The following is a 17,492-nucleotide window of genomic DNA, read 5'->3' as shown; positions in this document are numbered from 1 at the left end:
CCCGACGTAGAGATCAGGTGCCTCAGCCGGTGTACGGCTTCGCGCTGAGGATCTTCACCGCGGCCTTCTTGCCGTTCGGCAGCTCGTACTCGGCGTCCTCACCGGCCTTCTTGCCGTTGACGCCGACGCCCAGCGGCGACTGCGGCGAGTACGTCTCGATGTCACCGCTCGCGTACTCGCGGGAGGCGAGCAGGAAGGTCATCGTGTCGTTCTCGTCGCCGTCGAAGGCGATCGTGACGACCATGCCGGGCTCGACGACACCGTCGTCCGCGGGGGCCTCGCCGACCTTGGCGTGCTCCAGGAGCTGGGTGAGCTGGCGGATGCGGAGCTCCTGCTTGCCCTGCTCCTCCTTGGCCGCGTGGTACCCGCCGTTCTCGCGCAGGTCGCCCTCTTCGCGTGCCGCGGCGATCTTGACGGTGATCTCGGTACGCGCGGGACCAGACAGGTACTCAAGCTCGTCCTTGAGCTTGTTGTACGCCTCCTGGGTGAGCCAGGTGACGTTGTCGCTGGTCTGGGTCACGGGTGCTCCTCGTAGGTACTGGGAATACAAAGCATCGCCCTACACGGGAAAGCTGTGCTGTCCCGGGTGGGCGAAACCACGAGCCTAACAATGAGTGGCGAAAAGCGGGAGGACATAACCATCAGCGATGGTGTCCTCGCAGGTCACCGCGGTGACTCGCCGGGACTCGACACCGGCTCCCTACCCACCGCTACCGGGCCGTACACCCGATGAGCTCGGCACTCGTCGCGTGGGCGGTCGTACGCAGCGAGAAGACGCTGTCGACCCGGCCGGCGGGGTCGTCGATCCTCACGTCCTTGCGGGCCACCTCGGCGCCGTCCTCGGAGCGTGAGCGCAGCGTGCAGACGCCCTTGACGCCCTCGTCCTTGCGGATCTCCAGATGCACCTGGACCTCCGTGGCGCTCACCACATCGAACTTGATCATCTCGGCGCTGATCCTGCTGTCGACGACGTGGTGCCAGCCGAACCAGCCCAGCATGCCGAGGAAGAGGACGCCGAGGACCGCGCCCGTGACCTTGAGCTTGCGGTCGGCCCGCTCGTCCGCCGAGCGCCCGTAGCGCCCCTCGGGCAGCTGCTCGCGCACCGCGCTCATGATCGATCCTCTCGAAGCCGGGGGGTGGCGGAATTTTCCCTCCCCCGATTCCGTCACTATAGAGACCACGCTCCGCGTCGAATCACTGAGGATCGAGTCTTGACTGAGCAGCTGCGACTGATGGCCGTTCACGCCCACCCCGACGACGAGTCGAGCAAGGGTGCGGCGACGATGGCCAAGTACGTGTCCGAGGGGGTGGACGTCATGGTGGTGACGTGCACGGGCGGCGAGCGCGGCTCGGTCCTCAACCCCCGGCTTCAGGGTGACCCCTACATCGAGGCGAACATCCACGAGGTGCGCCGCAAGGAGATGGACGAGGCCCGCGAGATCCTCGGCGTCTCCCAGGAATGGCTGGGCTTCGTCGACTCGGGTCTTCCCGAGGGCGACCCGCTGCCCCCGCTCCCCGAGGGCTGCTTCGCCCTGGAGGACGTCGACACGGCGGCCGGGGCGCTTGTCCGCAAGATCCGCGCGTTCCGTCCGCAGGTCGTCACGACCTACGACGAGAACGGCGGGTACCCGCACCCCGACCACATCATGACCCACAAGATCACGATGGTGGCCTTCGACGGCGCGACCGACACCGAGAAGTACCCGGAGGCCGAGTTCGGCCCGGTCTGGCAGCCCCTGAAGCTCTACTACAACCAGGGCTTCAACCGTCCCCGCACCACCGCCCTGCACGAGGCGCTGCTCGCCCGGGGCCTGGAGTCGCCGTACGGGGAGTGGCTGGAGCGCTGGAAGGAGTTCGAGCGCACCGAGCGGACGCTGACCACCTTCGTGCCCTGCGCCGAGTTCTTCGAGACCCGCGACAAGGCCCTGATCGCCCACCGCACCCAGATCGACCCCGACGGCGGCTGGTTCCGGGTCCCGATGGAGATCCAGCAGGAGGTCTGGCCGACGGAGGAGTACGAGCTCAGCAAGGCGCTCGTCCCGACCTCCCTCCCCGAGGAAGATCTCTTCGCGGGCATCCGCGACAATGCCTGACATGAGCGCACACCTGGCACTGACCCAGCTTGTCCCCTTCGCCGCCGAAGAGCTGGACAAGAACAAGGTGACCCCCGGCGTCCTCGGCTTCGTCGTCTTCGCGGTCCTGGCCCTCGCGGTCTGGCAGCTGATGAAGTCGATGAATCGCCACATGGGCAAGGTCTCCTTCGAGGAGGCCCCGGACCCGGCGGCCCCGACCGCCCCCGCGGACGCGAAGGCCGGCAAGGCGGCGGCAGGCGAGTAGCCGTACCCCGCGAAATCTCAGGGCCCCGGGATCTCCCGGGGCCCTGAGTCATGCCCGGCCCCGGTTCCTGCCCGGTCCCGGCCCCGTTTCTGCCCGGCCCCGGTTCCGCGAACACGTGTCCCGCGCGACGCGTGGGGCCGCGGGGGCGCGGAGCGGGTCGACCGTTGTCCCGCCCGGCCCCGCGGGGTTTCGCGCCGTACCGAACGCCCGACCTTCGATCTCACGTCCGGTGGCGTTCATCTGCCGAATAGCGCATCAGAGTGATCAGCCGGAACCAATCCATTTTCCGGCAGTTGATCAGCGTGCTTCGGTCAACGGAGCATTCCAGGGCCCTCCAGCTCAAGAAGGAAATCTCGTGATCAAGAAGGTTCTCGCCACCGCGGCAGTTGCGGCCTCCGTCGTCGGTATGTCCGCTGCCACGGCGACTGCGGCGGCTGATGACGGCAACAGCACCAACGTCATCGGCAACACGTCGAAGCAGGCCATCGGCAGCAACTCCACCGGCGGCTACATGAGCCCGAACTTCGGCCTCATCAACGGTGGCGTCCTGCACTGCTTCGATGTCCAGGACATCACCGCCCAGGTGCCGATCATCAACATCATTGCCGTCAACGTGGACGACGTTCTGAGCCCGAAGCAGAACATGACGTGCACCCAGAACTCGGTCGAGCAGCAGCAGAACAACCCGCTGTCGGACCTCGTCGACCTCCTGGCGGACAACGGCAACACCGACGTCAGCTGACGTCAGCCTCATCGCTGAGCGGCCCTGTCCTTCGCAGCTCCACTGCGAAGGCCGGGGCCGCTCCGCCGTGCCGGAGCCCCGACCGTACGACGCCCCCTGTGGCGTACGGGCGGGGCTCAGCCGTTGTGCGCGAGGATGGGGGCATGGCGAACAGACTGGCCCATGAGACGTCCCCGTACCTCCTCCAGCACGCCGACAACCCGGTCGACTGGTGGCCCTGGTCGGCCGAGGCGTTCGAGGAGGCGCGCCGCCGCGATGTTCCCGTGCTGCTCAGCGTCGGCTACAGCAGCTGCCACTGGTGTCATGTGATGGCGCACGAGTCCTTCGAGGACGACGCCACCGCCGCCCACGTCAACGAGCACTTCGTCGCCGTCAAGGTCGACCGCGAGGAGCGCCCCGACGTCGACGCCGTCTACATGGAGGCCGTGCAGGCGGCGACCGGGCAGGGCGGCTGGCCCATGACGGTCTTCCTCACCCCGGACGCCGAGCCGTTCTACTTCGGTACGTACTTCCCGCCCGAGCCCCGGCACGGCATGCCCTCCTTCGGTGACGTCCTCGACGGCGTCTCCCGCGCCTGGACCGAGCGCCGCGACGAGGTCGGCGAGGTCGCCGGCAACATCGTCAAGGACCTCTCGTCCCGCTCCCTGGCCTACGGCGGCGACGGCGTCCCCGGCGAGGCCGAACTGGCCCAGGCCCTGCTCGGCCTCACCCGGGACTACGACTCCCGCAGCGCCGGCTTCGGCGGCGCGCCCAAGTTCCCGCCGTCGATGGTGCTGGAGTTCCTGCTGCGCCACCATGCCCGCACGGGTGCCGAAGGCGCCCTGCAGATGGCCGCCGACACCTGCGCGGCGATGGCCCGCGGCGGTATCTACGACCAGCTCGGCGGCGGCTTCGCCCGCTACGCCGTGGACCGCGACTGGGTCGTGCCCCATTTCGAGAAGATGCTCTACGACAACGCCCTGCTCTGCCGGGTGTACGCGCACCTGTGGCGGGTCACCGGCGACGACCTGGCCCGGCGGGTCGCGCTGGAGACCGCCGACTTCATGGTCGGCGAACTGCGCACCGCGGAGGGCGGGTTCGCCTCGGCGCTCGACGCCGACTCCGACGACGGGACGGGACGGCACGTCGAGGGCGCGTACTACGTCTGGACGCCGGCGCAGCTGACCGAGGTGCTGGGCGAGGAGGACGCCCGCGTCGCCGCCCGGTACTTCCAAGTGACCGAGGAGGGGACCTTCGAGGAGGGCGCCTCCGTCCTCCAGCTCCCCGAGGGCACGGGCCCGGTCGACGCCGACCGGATCGCCTCGATCAAGGAGCGGCTCCTCGCCGCCCGCGCGCGGCGGCCCCGCCCCGGCCGCGACGACAAGGTGGTCGCCGCCTGGAACGGCCTCGCGATCGCCGCCCTCGCCGAGACCGGTGCCTTCTTCGACCGCCCCGACCTGGTCGAACGCGCCACCGAGGCCGCCGACCTGCTCGTGCGCGTCCACATGGGAGAGGGCGCGCGGCTCTCCCGTACCTCCAAGGACGGCAGGGTCGGGGCCAACGCCGGAGTGCTCGAGGACTACGCGGACACCGCGGAGGGCTTCCTCGCGCTCGCCGGGGTCACCGGCGAGGGCGTGTGGCTGGAGTTCGCCGGCTTCCTCCTGGACATCGTGCTCGACCAGTTCGTCGCCGAGGGCGGGGCGCTGTACGACACGGCCCACGACGCGGAGACCCTGATCCGGCGGCCGCAGGACCCCACCGACAGCGCGGCCCCGTCCGGTTGGACGGCCGCCGCCGGCGCGCTCCTCTCGTACGCCGCCCACACCGGCTCGGAGGCCCACCGGGCAGCCGCCGAGGGCGCCCTCGGCGTCGTCAAGGCCCTGGGGCCGCGCGCTCCCCGCTTCATCGGCTGGGGCCTGGCCACCGCGGAGGCGCTGCTCGACGGGCCGCGCGAGGTCGCGGTGGCCGGCCCCGCCGGGGACGACCTCGCCCGCGCCCTGCACCGCACCGCCCTCCTTGCGCCCGCGCCCGGCGCGGTCGTCGCCTTCGGCACCCCGGACAGCGACGAGTTCCCGCTGCTCAGGGACCGCCCGCTGGTGAACGGGGGAGCGGCCGCGTACGTGTGCCGGCACTTCACCTGTGACGCGCCGACGACGGACCCGGCCGAGCTGGCACACAAGCTCGGCCGCTGACCGGCGCCCGACCGGGCCGGCGGGCTACGCGCAGACGAGCGAAGCGCCGCCGGCGGGCCGGTACTCGGCCTGGGGGATCTCACTGGACGGGTTGGGGCGGGCCGGCGGCAGCGGCTCGTCCGCGCGCAGCCGCGCGAACACCTCCTCGGCGTGCGCCGTGTTCCAGGCGACCGCGGACCCGGCGCCCTTGACGGTCTCGAAGCGGAGTACGGGCACGGTCGCGAACTCCATCCGGTCCGGGGTGAGGTTCCGCAGGCGCAGGGCGAGGAACAACAGGTCCAGGTTCGACAGCCCCCGATGGTCCGCGACCCTCGGCCCGCGCAGCACCGAGGCGAACGCCATCAGCTTCACCGGGTCCGCCAGCAGGTCCGAGCGCACCTTCCGCAGGGTGTTGACGACGAACTGCTGCTGTTTGCGGATCCGTCCGAAGTCCATCTGCCCGTCGGCTCGCCGCGAGCGCACGTACTGGAGGGCCTCTCCGCCACCGACGTACGTGGTGCCCCGCGCGAGGTCGATGCCGGTGACCGTGTCCTTCAGCGGCTCCTTGGCGCAGATCGGCACGCCGTCGTCGAACTGGTCCACCACGTCCATGAACCGGCGGAAGTCGATCTCGAGATAGCGGTGCACGGGGAGCCGCGTCGTCCTCTCGACCATCTCCATCGCGTACGACGGCCCGCCTTCGGCCCAGGCGCCGTTGAGCTTCGCCGCGTGGGTGTCGTGCGGCGCGCCCGTCCTCCGGTCCCGGTGGCCGGCGGGGAACTCGGTGAGCGAGTCGCGCGGCAGCCCGAGGACGCTGACCCGCCTGTGGTCGGCGGAGACGTGCACGAGCATCATCACGTCGGTGCAGCCGCACTCCTTGCCGCCGAGCCGGTACTCCTCCTTCTCCCACGCGGTCACGCCCTTCCGGGTGTCGAGACCGACCACCAGGATGTTGAGCCCGCGGCTCGGGGACGGCAGGGCGGGAGACGGCAGGGCGGCGGGGGCGGCGGCGAACGCGCCGGAACCGAGAGCGACGAGCGCCGCGGCGGCGAGCACGAGTCGCCGCGGGCGCATGAATTTCCTGACGGACACGGGCGTACACCACCGCAGCTCGGGAATGTGGACCCGCACATTAAGTCGATTATCGTCGTACGCGGGTTCGCCACGCGATATCGGCCGAACGAATCACTCTTCTGCGGGGTCTGTGGAATGATGCGGGAAGCACATCGGATGGGAGGGGAAGATGGCGCCCGATCCCGGCAAATGGGAGCGGATGGCCTTCATTCCGAAGAGCCGTTATGTGGTGGACCCGCCACCCGCTGACCGAGAACCGTTCCCTCTCTACTCCTCGCTGGTGCAGCGGTGGGCCCTGGCGGGCCGCACGGTGCCAGGAGTCCCCGATCACGAGTGGGAGCGGCTGCTGAGGACGCCGATCTGGCCGCGCTGAGTCGGCATGCGCACGGCGTACGGCGTAATTCGGTGAATACGATGGAGTGAATGCCGCCGGTCGGCGATCTGGTCGGTCCGCTTGCGTGTCATGGTGCTCAGCGATGTGTGCAGCGGAAGCCGGGGGGCATGAATGCGCCCCGTGTGGTCACGAAAGCCGTGAATAGTCTTCCGCCGCAGAAAGGATCCAGACGAAATGAAGTGCAAGAAGGCTGCGGCCGTCGTCGCCGGAATCATCATGGCCATGGGTGTGGCGTCGCCCGCCTTCGCGGACTCGGGGGCGCAGGGCCTGGCCGCCGGTTCGCCGGGCCTCCTTTCCGGGAACGTCGTCCAGGTCCCGATCCACGCGCCGATCAACGTCTGCGGCAACTCGGTCAACGTCATCGGTCTGCTGAACCCGACCTACGGCAACGTCTGCATCAACGCCTGACGCCCGTGCCCCCTCGCGGGGGCGCGAACCGAGGGGCCGGACCCGGAAGGCGCCCATCACGCCTGCCGGGCCCGGCCTTTCGTCATGCCTCCTTCGCACGCCTCCTGGGAGGGAACACGGGCCGCCGGCGGCGACTGCGGCGGCGACGGAAGGGCGGTCGCCGGACCGGTCGCGGGCCGGAAGCCGTCGGACCGGCCGGGGAGACGGAGCGCCGGCAGCCCCTTGCGCAGGGCGTGGCGGAGCCAGGCCCAGGTCATGGCGAGGCCGGGCGCGGGATCGTCGGCGGCGAACCAGGCCGTCTCCACGCGCCGCGACACGTCGCCGGACTCCGCGGCCGGTTCCGCGGCCGCTTCCGCAGTCGGTTCCGCGACCGGTATCGCGTCCGTCTCCGTACCGCCTGCGCATCCGTACCGCGCACCGCCCTCGCTGCCGCGTTCGGCGTCGGGGCGGCGGCGCGGGGAGGTGAGCACGGCCAGCGCCGCGTAGTTCTCCACCACGAACCGGCGCCCGTACGCGGGGGAGTACGGCGGGACCTGGCGCCCGGTCAGGTCCAGATGCATCGCGCGGACGACGTCGAGTCCTTCGCGGTCGGCGAAGAGCCGGAACTGGGCGCCGGGGCGCGGGTTGAAGTCGAGCAGGTGGTACGTGCCCGTCGACCGGTCGAGCCGTAGGTCGAGGTCGACCACGCCCCTATGGCCGAGCGCGGCGAGCAGTTCGCGGGCGATGCGCTCGACTGCGGGATTCGGCGTCCACCGGCCGACGGCCGTGAGCCCGGCTCCGTGCGGCCAGGAGCGCTCCTTGCGCCCGGTGGCGGCGGCGGAGCAGCCGCCGGTGGAGTCCGCGTACCCATGGAAGAACCAGTCCAGGTGCCGCCCCGCGGGCAGCAGCCGCTGGAGCAGCAGCCGGCTGCCGGCCTGCGGGGTACGGGCGTACAGCGCGCGCACCTCGGCGAGTGATCGCACGATCGACGTGCTGCGTAACCCGCTTCCGGTCGGGAGCAGCCAGGGGCGGCTCCACTTGGCGACGACCGGCAGCCCGAGCGACCACGCCATGGCGGCCGCCTCGTCGGGGCCGGTGGGGATCTCGGTACGGGGGTGGGGGAGGCCCAGGGCCCGGCAGGTCTCGACGAGGGCCGCCTTGTCGGCCACCCGTACGAGCCGCTCGGCCGTCTGGTCGGGCAGCAGGTACCGGCTCGTGAGTGCGGTGCGGTGCTCGGCCAGCGCGAGGGCGGTGATGTCGTCCATGGGGACCAGGAGTGCGGGGCCGGTGCCCGAGAGCCTGTCGGACAGCGTCAGCAGGAAGCGGGCGAGCTCGGCCGGGGAGGGGGCGTCGGGGCTCAGGTGGACGCCGCGGACGTAACGCGAGCGGGCGACGGGGCTGGTGAGGGATTCGATCACCGCATGGACCGGAACGCCGGCCCGCCCGAGGGACCGGGCGGCGCCGAGTGTGCCGTGATGGAAGGGATTCCGGTCGATTCGCACAAGGAGCGCGGGGACGCTGGTGTCAAAACCCGGCACGGCTTTCCTCATCTCGGGTGCCCCAAGTGGGCGATGAAATCCACCAATGGACTACGGATCAGATCGTCGCCGCGTTCACGGTCGGCTTATTAGGAATACTTTCTGAACATCGGAGTGACGGGTCATCAAGTCGCGCGGGACGAGAAGGAGTGGTCATGGCCAAGGGACGACGGAACGTATCGAGAACGTGGTTGGGGGTGTTCACCGCGGGGCTCCTCGCCTCGGGTTCGGTCGTGTTGTCCTCTCCGGCTCACGCCGCCGAACCCCTAACGACCAGGGCCCCCGAACCGACTCTGTCCAGCGCGATGGGCGCGTTCCTCGAATCGGGCCCCGTCGGTGTCGACCGCATCGGCATGCTGGAGCGGTGGCTCGGCGGCAGGGAGCTGCGGGTCGGGCACACGTACCTCCCCGGCGACCTCTGGTCGAACATCGAAGGCCCCCCGGGGTTCCTGGACGCCTGGGCGGACTGGCGCAACGAGCAGGAGGACCGGCTCTTCGTCCTGAACGTGCCGATGCTGGAGCGCAACGAGGCCGGGGTCTCCGACCGCGAGGTCGGCCGGCAGCTCAGGCTCGGCGCCGCGGGGTACTACGACCACCACTTCAAGGCGCTGGCCGAACGCCTGGTGGGTCTGGAGGCGAAGGACACCGTCATCGTCCTCGGCTGGGAGATGAACGGCACCACCTACACCCACCGGTGCGCACCCGACCCGGAGGCGTGGAAGAAGTACTGGAACCGGATCGTCACCACGATGCGTTCCGTCCCCGGTCAGGAGTTCCGCTTCGACTTCAACCCGAGCCGGGGCAGGGACGCGATTCCGTGGACGCAATGCTATCCGGGTGACGACGTGGTCGACATCATCGGAATGGATTCGTACGACCAGCCGTCGGGGTCCAGTTTCGAGAGCCACGTCAATGAGCCGTACGGGCTGCGCAAGCAGGTGGAATTCGCGGCCGAGCACGGAAAGGAGATCTCGTACCCGGAGTGGGGGCTCTTCCGGAACGGGGACAACGCCGAGTACATGCGGCGCATGATCGAATGGATGGACCAGCACAAGCCGCTGTACCACACGATCACCGACTACTGCCCGCACGGCGTCTGGCAGTGCGACGACAACCCGAAGTCGTCGCAGGTGTTCCGGCAGATGCTGTACGGCGTCGAGCCCGAGGTGCCGGAGGTACCCGAGGTACCCGAGGTACCCGAGGTGCCCGAGGTGCCTGAGGTGCCTGAGGAGCCTGAGCCTGAGGTTCCGCCGAAGCCCGAGGTGCCGCCGAGGCCGGAAGTCCCGCCTAAGCCCGAGGTGCCGCCGAAGCCTGAGGTGCCGCCGAGGCCGGAGGTTCCGCCCAAGCCCGAGGTTCCGCCGAAGCCGGAGCCGAAGCCGGAGGTCGAGCCCAAGCCGGAGCCGAAGCCGGAGGTCGAGCCCAAGCCGGAGCCGAAGCCGGAGGTCCCGCCGGAGCCGAAGCCTGAGCCGAAGCCCGAGCCCAAGCCCAAGCCCGAGCCCAAGCCGGAGCCCAAGCCCGAGCCCAAGCCCGAGCCCAAGCCCGAGGTCCCGCCGAAGCCCAAGCCCGAGCCCAAGCCGGAGCCCAAGCCCGAGCCGAAGCCGGAAGTCCCGCCGAAGCCCAAGCCCGAGCCCAAGCCGGAACCCAAGCCCGAGCCCAAGCCCGCGGCGGACTGCTGGACCCTCAATCTCGGTTCCTGGGTCGAGAGCTGGATCGGTGGGCCGATCTGCATCGACATCGACAAGGGCGCCCCGAAGGACGCGATCGACGACATCGTCGACGTCGTCGACGAGAACGACGTCGACGTCATCGAGCCCTGGGAGGAGATCATGGACAGCGAGAACTGGCCCTTCTGATCACCCGAGGGTCACCGCGGCGGCGGAGGAGCTCATCCTCCGCCGCCGCCCGGCCGCCCGCGCAGGCGTCCGACCGCCCGCCCCACCCACGCCCGCTCGCGCGCCTCCCGTGCCAGCCGGGCCCGCCCGTCCGCCGCGCCCGCCCGCAGCCACAGCAACGGAGCCGCGCCCGGGCCGGACAGCATCAGCCGCTGGTTCGGCACGGTCTCGGGGCGCCAGTGCCGCTTGTACGGTTCCGTGCCCCGCAGCAGACTCAGCGTCGCGCGCCCGCTCGCGCTGGTCTCGCGCGCCCCGTGCCGCAGCAGCATCGTCGCCACATCGACCTTCCGGGCCCGCAGCACCGGATCCGCGCCGTACAGATAACCGCCCGCGAGCCGTGGTGACATCAGGGTGAGGTCGGCCGCGACCACGTCCCCGGCCAGCCGGAACTCGGTCACCCGCGCGTTCCCGCACTCGACCATCGGCCGGACCGCCCGCGCCAAGTGCTGCGCGAACCGGTCGCTGGTGTGCTCGGCGGTCACCCCCCTGCCCTCCCACTGGAGCTGGTGGAGCCGCAGCAGCCGTTCCAGCGCCGCCGGCACCTCCTCCCCGCTCACGACCCGCTCGTCGATGCCGAGCGCGTCGAGCTTGCGCAGCTTGGCCCGCACCCGCTGGGCCTTGGCCGACGGGATCCGCTGGAGCAGGTCGTCCATCGGCACCGCCGGCAGCTCCAGGCAGAGGGAGTCGGCGAGCCGCCTGCGCGGACCGCGCCAGTGGCCGAAGACCTGCTCGGCCGCCGCCCCCGGCCGCACCTCGCGCAGATCGATCACCGCGCCGCGCGCCGCCCGCGCCAGCCCCTCGACGAGGGCGGGGACCGCGTCCGGGCAGGAGTCGTCGAGGAGGACGTCGGTGAAGTCGGTGATCGCGCCGCCGAGCTGGGTGAGGACCGGGAGCGGGCCGCGGGCGCGCATCAGGGGCGCCGCCGCGACGAGTTCGCCGTCCTCCCGCCGTACGAGCACCACGCGCAGCGCGCCGGGCCTGCCGTACGACAGCCACCAGGAGTGCAGCCACGCGTACGACTGGAACGGGGTCGCCGTCGAGCAGCGCGCGTACAGCGCTTCCCACCGGTCCGCGAGGCCGCCGAACTCCGCGCCGTCCCGGCAGATCTCGGCCCGCAGGCCGCCCGCGCCCGCGGTGCTCACACCGTCTCCGGTTCCGGCCGGTGCTGGGCGCCCGCCGGACCGGGGACGGCGGCGGCGGGCTGCCCCGAGAGCCGCGCCTCGGCGCGCGGGGCCCGCCCGGGGCGGACCAGGAGCGCCAGACCGCCGAGCAGACCGCCCGCGCAACCGCCGACGAGCGCCGCGAGCGGTGCGGACGGCGAGACCGGCGCGGAGGGGTTGGTCGCCCGCGAGAACTGCACCACCTTCACGCCCGTGCTTCCCGAGACGTGCGAGCTGTTCAGGACCAGTGCGCGGGCCACCCCGTCGGCCATGGACACGGCCCGGGCCGGCTTGGCCGCCCGGGCCGTGATGGAGATCATCGGCGCGTCCGGGCTGGTGGCCGCCTGCACGCTGGAGCGCAGGGTCTGCGCGGAGACCCCGGCCCACACCTGGGCGTCGCCGGTCACCGCGATGTCGGTGGCGACCCGCCCGTACGCCTGGGCGAAGCCGAGGGCCGCGGCCGGGTCCGACTTCCCGGCCGGGACCACGATGACGTAGCTGGTCGCCGCGTACTCCGGGGCCTTCAGCGCTCCGTAACCGCCGCCGATGACGGCGCCCGCGAGCACGGAGGCGGGCAGTACCCACCAGCGGCGGGGGGTCCGCAGAGCCGTCGGGAGGAAGGGGCGGCGGGACGGCGGCGGGCCGGGGTTCGCGGAGCCCGCCGAGCTCACGGAGCCGGGAGAGTTCGCCGGGTGTGAGGAGGGTGAACGGTTCATCGGGTGTCTCGCTTCGCGGGGAGAGGGGTGCCGTGAACGGCCTGTTCGTAGAGGGACATCAACTGCCGCGCGCTGCGGGTGACGTCGTAGCGGGACGCCGCGGCGGGCGCCGGGAGCCGGGCGAGCCGGGCGCCCTGGATGCCGTGCAGCGCCGAGACGAGTTCGTCGGCCGACTCGCCGACTCGGCGGGCGCCAGGGGCCGCGTCGGGCGGCAGGTCGTCGATCGCCGGACACGCCGCGTACAGCACCGGCAGTCCGGCGGCCAGCGCCTCGACGACCGCCAGGCCGAACGACTCGTCCGGCGAGGTGGAGACGAAGACGTCCATCGCGGCGAGCAGCGACGGCAGGTCGGGCCCCTCGGCGCCCTCCGGCGGCGGGTCCTCGCAGGCTCCCGCGAACAGCACCCGGTCGGCGGCCCCGCACGCACGGGCCAGCGCCGTCAGCCGCTCGCGCTCCTCGCCGTCGCCGACGAGAAGCAGCCGCGCCTCCGGCACCGACGCCACCGCCCGTACGAGACGGTCGAATCGTTTCGCGGGCGCGAGCCGCCCCACCCCGCCGACGACGAACGCGTCCTCGGGCAGACCGAGCAGCTTCCTGGCGAGCCGTCGGCGGTCCTCCGTGTACGAGAAGCGGGCCGTCTCGATGCCGTTGGGCACGACGTGGATACGGGACGGGGCCACCCCCCACTCCTCCAGGCGGCGCGCGACGCTGGGGGAGACGGCGACGGTGGCCGTACCCAGGCGCTCGCCGGCCAGATAGAGGGCGCGGGTGCCGGCGGACAGCGGGCGGCCCTCGATCTGGGTGTCGCCGAGGGAGTGCTCGGTGGCCAGGACCGTACGGACCCCGGCGACGCGGGCGGCGAGCCTGCCGTACAGGCAGGCCCGGTACAGATGCGTGTGGACGAGGTCGTACCCGCCTCGCCGGATCAGTCCGGTGAGGCGGGGCAGTGCGCCGAGGTCGCGGTTGCCGGCCATGCCGAGGTGGGTGACGGGGGTGCCGTCGGCCTCGATGCCGCGGGCGACCGCGCCCGGGTTGGTGAGCGTCACGACCTCGGCGCGGACCGGCAGATGGCGCAGCAGCAGCCTCAGCTGCTGTTCCGCGCCGCCGATGCCGAGGCCGGTGATGACGTGCAGGACCTTCATGAGACGTCCGCTCCGACCAGCCGCTGCGGGGCGGGCACCAGATCGGCGGGGCGACGGCGGCGCAGCGGGTGCAGGACCCGCTTGGCGGTGAGGCGCAGGGCGGCGTCCCGCTCGTCGATGTGGATGCGCGGCAGGGCGAGCGCGCTGGTCAGCGGGCCGGGGTCGATGGCGCAGGCGTGGCGGTAGCCGGCGGCCCGTACGGCGCGGATCGCGCGCGCGTCGACATGGCCGTACGGGTAGCAGAAGCCGTCCACGGTGGTGCCGGTCATCTCCTCCAGGAGTTCACGGCTCCGCCGGGTCTCGGCGGCGAGCACCGCGTCGTCGGCCTCGGTCAGGTCCACGTGGGTGAGTCCGTGCGAACCGATCTCCATACCGGCCTCGGCGATCCGCAGGATGCCGTCCTCGGTGAGCAGCGACCTGCGCGGCCCCGCCGTGTCCCAGCCGTTCTCGCCGCCGAGCCGCCCCGGCAGGACGTACACCGACGCCGTGAAGCCGTGCCGGCGCAGCAGCGGCAGCGCCGAGTCGACGAAGTCCGCGTACCCGTCGTCGAAGGTCAGGCCCACGAGCCCCTTCGCGCGCCCCTCGGCGGCGGCGGCGAGCAGCTCCCGCACCGAGACCCCGCGCAGCCCCCGGTCGCTGAGCCAGTGCAGTTGCCGGGCGAAGCGCACGGGGGAGACGGTCACCCGGTACGGGTCGTCAGCGGTGTCCGTGATCGAGTGGTACATCGCCACCCACAGGGGCGGTTTCATCCACTGGGGCGGCTTCGGGAGCAGACGGCGCAGCGCGGTGGCGGCGGGCATGGGGGGTCCTCCGGAAGGCGGAGCGGGGCAGGGGCGGGATCTCGGGCGCCTTGGCGGCGCAGGCGACGAACAGCAGGAAGACACCGGCGACGACCAGGCCGGCGACGGTGACGGCGAGGGCGGCGTGGCCGATGGCGGTCGAGCACAGCCAGCCGGCGCCGGTGGCCCAGGCGCCCGCGGTGGCGAGCCGCAGCAGCCCCTCGCCGAGCCGGTCGGCCCGGATCGGGACGGCCTGCCGGTGGGCGCCGCGCAGCAGCAGGACGGCGGTCAGGGTGATGCCGAGGGCGTTGGCGCCGGCGATGCCGACGGCGCCCCAGTGGTGGGCGCCGGGGACGCCGGCGGCGGCGGTCGTGACGAGCCCGGCGGCCATGGCGGCGGCCGGGTACCAGAGCGGGCGGGCGGCGGAGAAGTAGCAGCGGACCAGGGCGCCGACCATCGTCTGGCCCAGCAGGCCGAGCGCGTACACCCGCATGACGGCGGCGGTGGCGGTGGTGTCGTCCCCGGTGAACTCCCCTCTCTCGAAGAGCAGTTCGATGATGCGGGGGGCCGCGGCGATCACCGTCGACGCGCCGACGAGGACCACGACGGCGGCCAGCAGCAGATCCCGCTCGACCCGGCGGCGCGCCGCCTCGCCGTCGCCCGCCGCGAGCGCGCGGGCGACCACGGGGAAGCTGACCGTGCACAGCATCAGGGAGAGGATCATCGGGATCTGCGCGACCTTCTGCGCGTAGTTCAGATGCGAGATGGCGCCGGCGGGCAGCGGCGAGGCGAGAAAGCGCTCGATCAGGGTCTGCGACTGCCGGGACAGCGAGAACGCCACGACCGGCGCGATCAGTCCGAGGACCAGGATCCGTCCCTCACCCGTGGCGGCGGCCGTGAGCGCCTCGGGTTCCCGCGACGGTACGGGCCGGGTCCGCAGCTCACGGACGAGCGAGGGCGCCTGGACCAGGACCATCAGGATCCCGCCGACCGCGACCCCGGCGGCGGCCGAGCGCACCCCCCACGGCTCGCGCAGCACCACGATGGTGCCGATGATGCCGATGTTGTACGCCACGTAGATCGCGGCCGGGGGCAGGAAGCAGCCGTGCGCCCGCAGCGCCGCCGAGCAGTAGCCGACCAGGGCGAACGTCAGCACGCAGGTCCCGGTGAGCCGCGTGCAGTCGACGGCGAGCCCCGGGTCGGGCAGCCCCGGCGCGAGCGCGGACACAAGCAGCGGCGCGGCGACGATCAGGAGCGCGGCGACGACACCGAGCGCGAGCACGATCCGGGGCAGCGTGCCCCGCACCAGGGCGCGCACCGGGTCGCCGGACAGGATGCTCGAACGGCGCGCCAGGGCACGGGAGAAGGCGGGCACCAGGATCAGCGCCATGGCGTCCTCGATGAGCAGCGTCGAGGCGAACTCGGGCACCGTCCACGCCACCAGGAACGCGTCGGTCTCCGCCCCGGCCCCGAAGTACCCGGCCAGGATCTGGTCCCGTACGAGCCCCAGCACCGCCCCGGCCGCGGTGAGCCCCGCGGTCACGGCGGCGGCCTTCGCCAGGAACCCCCGCCCCTCGGACGCCCCGGTACGAGGAGCCCGCCCCCGCGCGTGCGACCGCCGCCCGGGGACACGAGGGGCGCGGGGGGCATCCTCGGCGGGAGTGGTGGGTCGGGTCCCCGGCAGCACGACGGCCCCCGGCGGCCACAGGGAGTCCGTGGGCCCCGGAGGCGCGGTCGGCCAGGGGTCGGTCAGCGGCGTGCCGCCGGGCGGGCCGCCCGAGGGGCCCGGTTCACCGGCCCGCGGGGTGTCCGTGGGCTCCGGTTCCCCGGCCCACGGGTCACGCACGCCTCACCTCCGCCAGCGCCCACCAGGCCGCGAGGCCCAGCACGACCGACATGAGGACCGTCGAGGGGCCGCCGATGTCCGCGTAGAAGAAGTCGATGAGCTGCCAGGCCAGCAGGCCCGTCGCGACCAGCGCGCAGTCCGCGCCGAGGCGCCGCCGCCGCAGCGCGCTCACGAGCAGCGCCACCCAGCTGCCCGCGAGGGCGAGCAGTCCGAACAGGCCCTGCTCGCTCAGCACCAGGAGGTACATGTTGTGCGGGGAGAGCAGCGGCTGCCGCTGGAACGCGGCGCCCGCGCCCGCCGTGTCGCTGCCGGAGGACAGCGCGAGGGAGGCGTTCGAGTCGCGGTACTGCGGGAAGCCCTTGAGGCCGACGCCCGTGACCGGCTCCGTGCTCCACATCCGCCCGGCGGCCGCCCACATCGTGTACCGGTCCGTCACCGACTGGTCCGGCGCGGCCGCCACCTGCGTGATGCTGGCGACCCGCTCCTTCACCATCGCCGAACCGATGCCGAGGCCCCCGACGAGGACCACCCCGAGCGCCCCCGCGGTGAGCGCCACCCGCGCCGCCCGCCGGGGCCCCGAGAGCAGCAGCTGGATCGCGCAGGCGAGGACGGTCGCGATCCACGCGCCCCGGCTGAAGGACAGCACGAGCGGCAGGAAGAGCAGCCCGGCGCAGACCAGGGCCACCGTCCGGGTCCGGCCGGGGCCGCTGCCGAGCGCGATCCCGGTGACGACGACGAGCCCGTACGACACGACGGTCGCCATGCCCATCACGTCGGTGGGCCCGAAGGTGCCGACGGCCCGGATGTCCTCGCCCTGGTACGAGGCGCCCGTGCCCGTCAGGTACTGGCCGACCCCGACCGCGCCCTGGAGCAGCGCGAGCCCGACCAGGCCCCAGGCGACGACGGCGAAGTCCCGCCGGTCGCGGATCATCAGGAGCACGGCCGCGGGGACGAGGACGAAGATCTGGACGTACCGGGCGACGCCCGGCAGGCTCGCGGCCGGGTCGTTCGAGGTGATCGCGGCCAGGCAGATCCCGAGGACCGGCAGACCGAGGACGACGGCCGCCGTCCGGGTCAGCGGCCGGGCGCCGCCCCGCAGCACCCGGACGAGGCAGATCACGACGAGGAGTCCCGAGGCCGCGTCGGCGACCGTCCCCGTGCCGCCGGTGCCGCCCGCCGCGCCGCCGCCGCCCGGGACGAGGAGCAGCGCGATCACGAGCAGTGCGGGCGAGAGCGCCCCGACCCTGCGGGCCGTGTCCCGTACGTCGGAGGCCCTCGGGGCCGGCTCCCGTACCTCGGGGACGACCGCCGGCACGGTCACGGCCGTGGCCATCC

The 17,492-nt window shown here is 72.5% G+C and carries 16 protein-coding genes; 6 read left to right on the top strand and 10 right to left on the bottom strand.

Annotated features, from left to right (window positions below):
* Positions 1–22: 22 nt before the first annotated feature.
* Positions 23–520, bottom strand: a complete 498-nt coding sequence (gene greA / locus ABT034_RS27370; protein WP_351219704.1) for a transcription elongation factor GreA — start codon at positions 518–520, stop codon at positions 23–25.
* A gap of 190 nt (positions 521–710) precedes the next feature.
* Positions 711–1,112 (bottom strand): DUF4307 domain-containing protein, encoded by a 402-nt coding sequence (locus tag ABT034_RS27365; protein ID WP_351219703.1) that lies wholly within the window; start codon positions 1,110–1,112, stop codon positions 711–713.
* Between the two features lie 99 nt (positions 1,113–1,211).
* On the opposite strand from ABT034_RS27365, the gene mca reads away from it, so the two are divergent.
* The 4 genes from mca to ABT034_RS27345 all read left to right on the top strand — a co-directional run bounded on the left by mca (position 1,212) and on the right by ABT034_RS27345 (position 5,250).
* Positions 1,212–2,093 carry a mycothiol conjugate amidase Mca gene (gene mca / locus ABT034_RS27360; RefSeq protein WP_351219702.1) on the top strand — a complete coding sequence of 294 codons (882 nt, stop codon included), beginning with the start codon at positions 1,212–1,214 and terminating at the stop codon, positions 2,091–2,093.
* On the top strand, positions 2,086–2,337 hold the full coding sequence (locus tag ABT034_RS27355; protein ID WP_351219701.1) for a hypothetical protein: 252 nt from the start codon (positions 2,086–2,088) through the stop codon (positions 2,335–2,337). The genes mca and ABT034_RS27355 overlap by 8 nt, the downstream gene beginning before the upstream one ends.
* A gap of 355 nt (positions 2,338–2,692) precedes the next feature.
* Positions 2,693–3,079, top strand: a complete 387-nt coding sequence (locus tag ABT034_RS27350) for a rodlin (protein ID WP_351219700.1) — start codon at positions 2,693–2,695, stop codon at positions 3,077–3,079.
* A 143-nt stretch (positions 3,080–3,222) separates the two neighbouring features.
* Positions 3,223–5,250: a thioredoxin domain-containing protein gene (locus ABT034_RS27345; RefSeq protein WP_351219699.1), complete on the top strand. Its 2,028-nt coding sequence runs from the start codon at positions 3,223–3,225 to the stop codon at positions 5,248–5,250.
* 24 nt (positions 5,251–5,274) lie between these two features.
* On the opposite strand, the gene ABT034_RS27340 is transcribed toward ABT034_RS27345, so the two are convergent.
* Positions 5,275–6,303, bottom strand: coding sequence for an LCP family protein (locus tag ABT034_RS27340; protein ID WP_351219698.1), 1,029 nt, complete (start codon positions 6,301–6,303; stop codon positions 5,275–5,277).
* A gap of 568 nt (positions 6,304–6,871) precedes the next feature.
* On the opposite strand from ABT034_RS27340, the gene ABT034_RS27335 reads away from it, so the two are divergent.
* Positions 6,872–7,105 carry a chaplin gene (locus ABT034_RS27335; RefSeq protein WP_351219697.1) on the top strand — a complete coding sequence of 78 codons (234 nt, stop codon included), beginning with the start codon at positions 6,872–6,874 and terminating at the stop codon, positions 7,103–7,105.
* A 56-nt stretch (positions 7,106–7,161) separates the two neighbouring features.
* On the opposite strand, the gene ABT034_RS27330 is transcribed toward ABT034_RS27335, so the two are convergent.
* Positions 7,162–8,502 carry a carboxylate--amine ligase gene (locus tag ABT034_RS27330; RefSeq protein WP_502973068.1) on the bottom strand — a complete coding sequence of 447 codons (1,341 nt, stop codon included), beginning with the start codon at positions 8,500–8,502 and terminating at the stop codon, positions 7,162–7,164.
* Positions 8,503–8,777: 275 nt separating this feature from the next.
* Here ABT034_RS27330 and ABT034_RS35350 point away from each other — a divergent pair, with 275 nt between their 5' ends.
* Positions 8,778–10,475, top strand: coding sequence for a glycoside hydrolase family 26 protein (locus tag ABT034_RS35350; RefSeq protein WP_502973067.1), 1,698 nt, complete (start codon positions 8,778–8,780; stop codon positions 10,473–10,475).
* 32 nt (positions 10,476–10,507) lie between these two features.
* Here ABT034_RS35350 and ABT034_RS27320 read toward each other — a convergent pair whose 3' ends face one another.
* From ABT034_RS27320 to ABT034_RS27295, 6 genes are all read right to left on the bottom strand, one after another.
* Positions 10,508–11,656 carry a GNAT family N-acetyltransferase gene (locus tag ABT034_RS27320; protein ID WP_502973066.1) on the bottom strand — a complete coding sequence of 383 codons (1,149 nt, stop codon included), beginning with the start codon at positions 11,654–11,656 and terminating at the stop codon, positions 10,508–10,510.
* Positions 11,653–12,345: a YveK family protein gene (locus tag ABT034_RS27315; RefSeq protein WP_351219695.1), complete on the bottom strand. Its 693-nt coding sequence runs from the start codon at positions 12,343–12,345 to the stop codon at positions 11,653–11,655. Before ABT034_RS27315 ends, ABT034_RS27320 begins: the two co-directional genes overlap by 4 nt.
* A 41-nt stretch (positions 12,346–12,386) precedes the next feature.
* A complete protein-coding gene (locus ABT034_RS27310; protein WP_351219694.1) occupies positions 12,387–13,532 on the bottom strand; it encodes a glycosyltransferase in 1,146 nt (381 codons plus the stop codon).
* Positions 13,529–14,332, bottom strand: a complete 804-nt coding sequence (locus ABT034_RS27305) for a polysaccharide deacetylase family protein (protein ID WP_351219693.1) — start codon at positions 14,330–14,332, stop codon at positions 13,529–13,531. The genes ABT034_RS27310 and ABT034_RS27305 overlap by 4 nt, the downstream gene beginning before the upstream one ends.
* The gene (gene murJ, locus ABT034_RS27300) at positions 14,229–15,998 is read right to left on the bottom strand and encodes a murein biosynthesis integral membrane protein MurJ (protein WP_502973071.1); all 1,770 of its coding nucleotides are present in this window, start codon (positions 15,996–15,998) and stop codon (positions 14,229–14,231) included. Before murJ ends, ABT034_RS27305 begins: the two co-directional genes overlap by 104 nt.
* Positions 15,999–16,149: 151 nt before the next feature.
* Entirely contained in the window at positions 16,150–17,490 is a 1,341-nt protein-coding gene (locus ABT034_RS27295) for an O-antigen ligase family protein (protein ID WP_351219692.1), read from the bottom strand.
* Between the last annotated feature and the right edge of the window lie 2 nt (positions 17,491–17,492).

Origin of the sequence: Streptomyces sp. NPDC002773 (assembly GCF_040295605.1) — a bacterium.
Lineage (GTDB): Bacteria > Actinomycetota > Actinomycetes > Streptomycetales > Streptomycetaceae > Streptomyces.
This window is presented reverse-complemented; position numbering and strand designations above follow the sequence as displayed.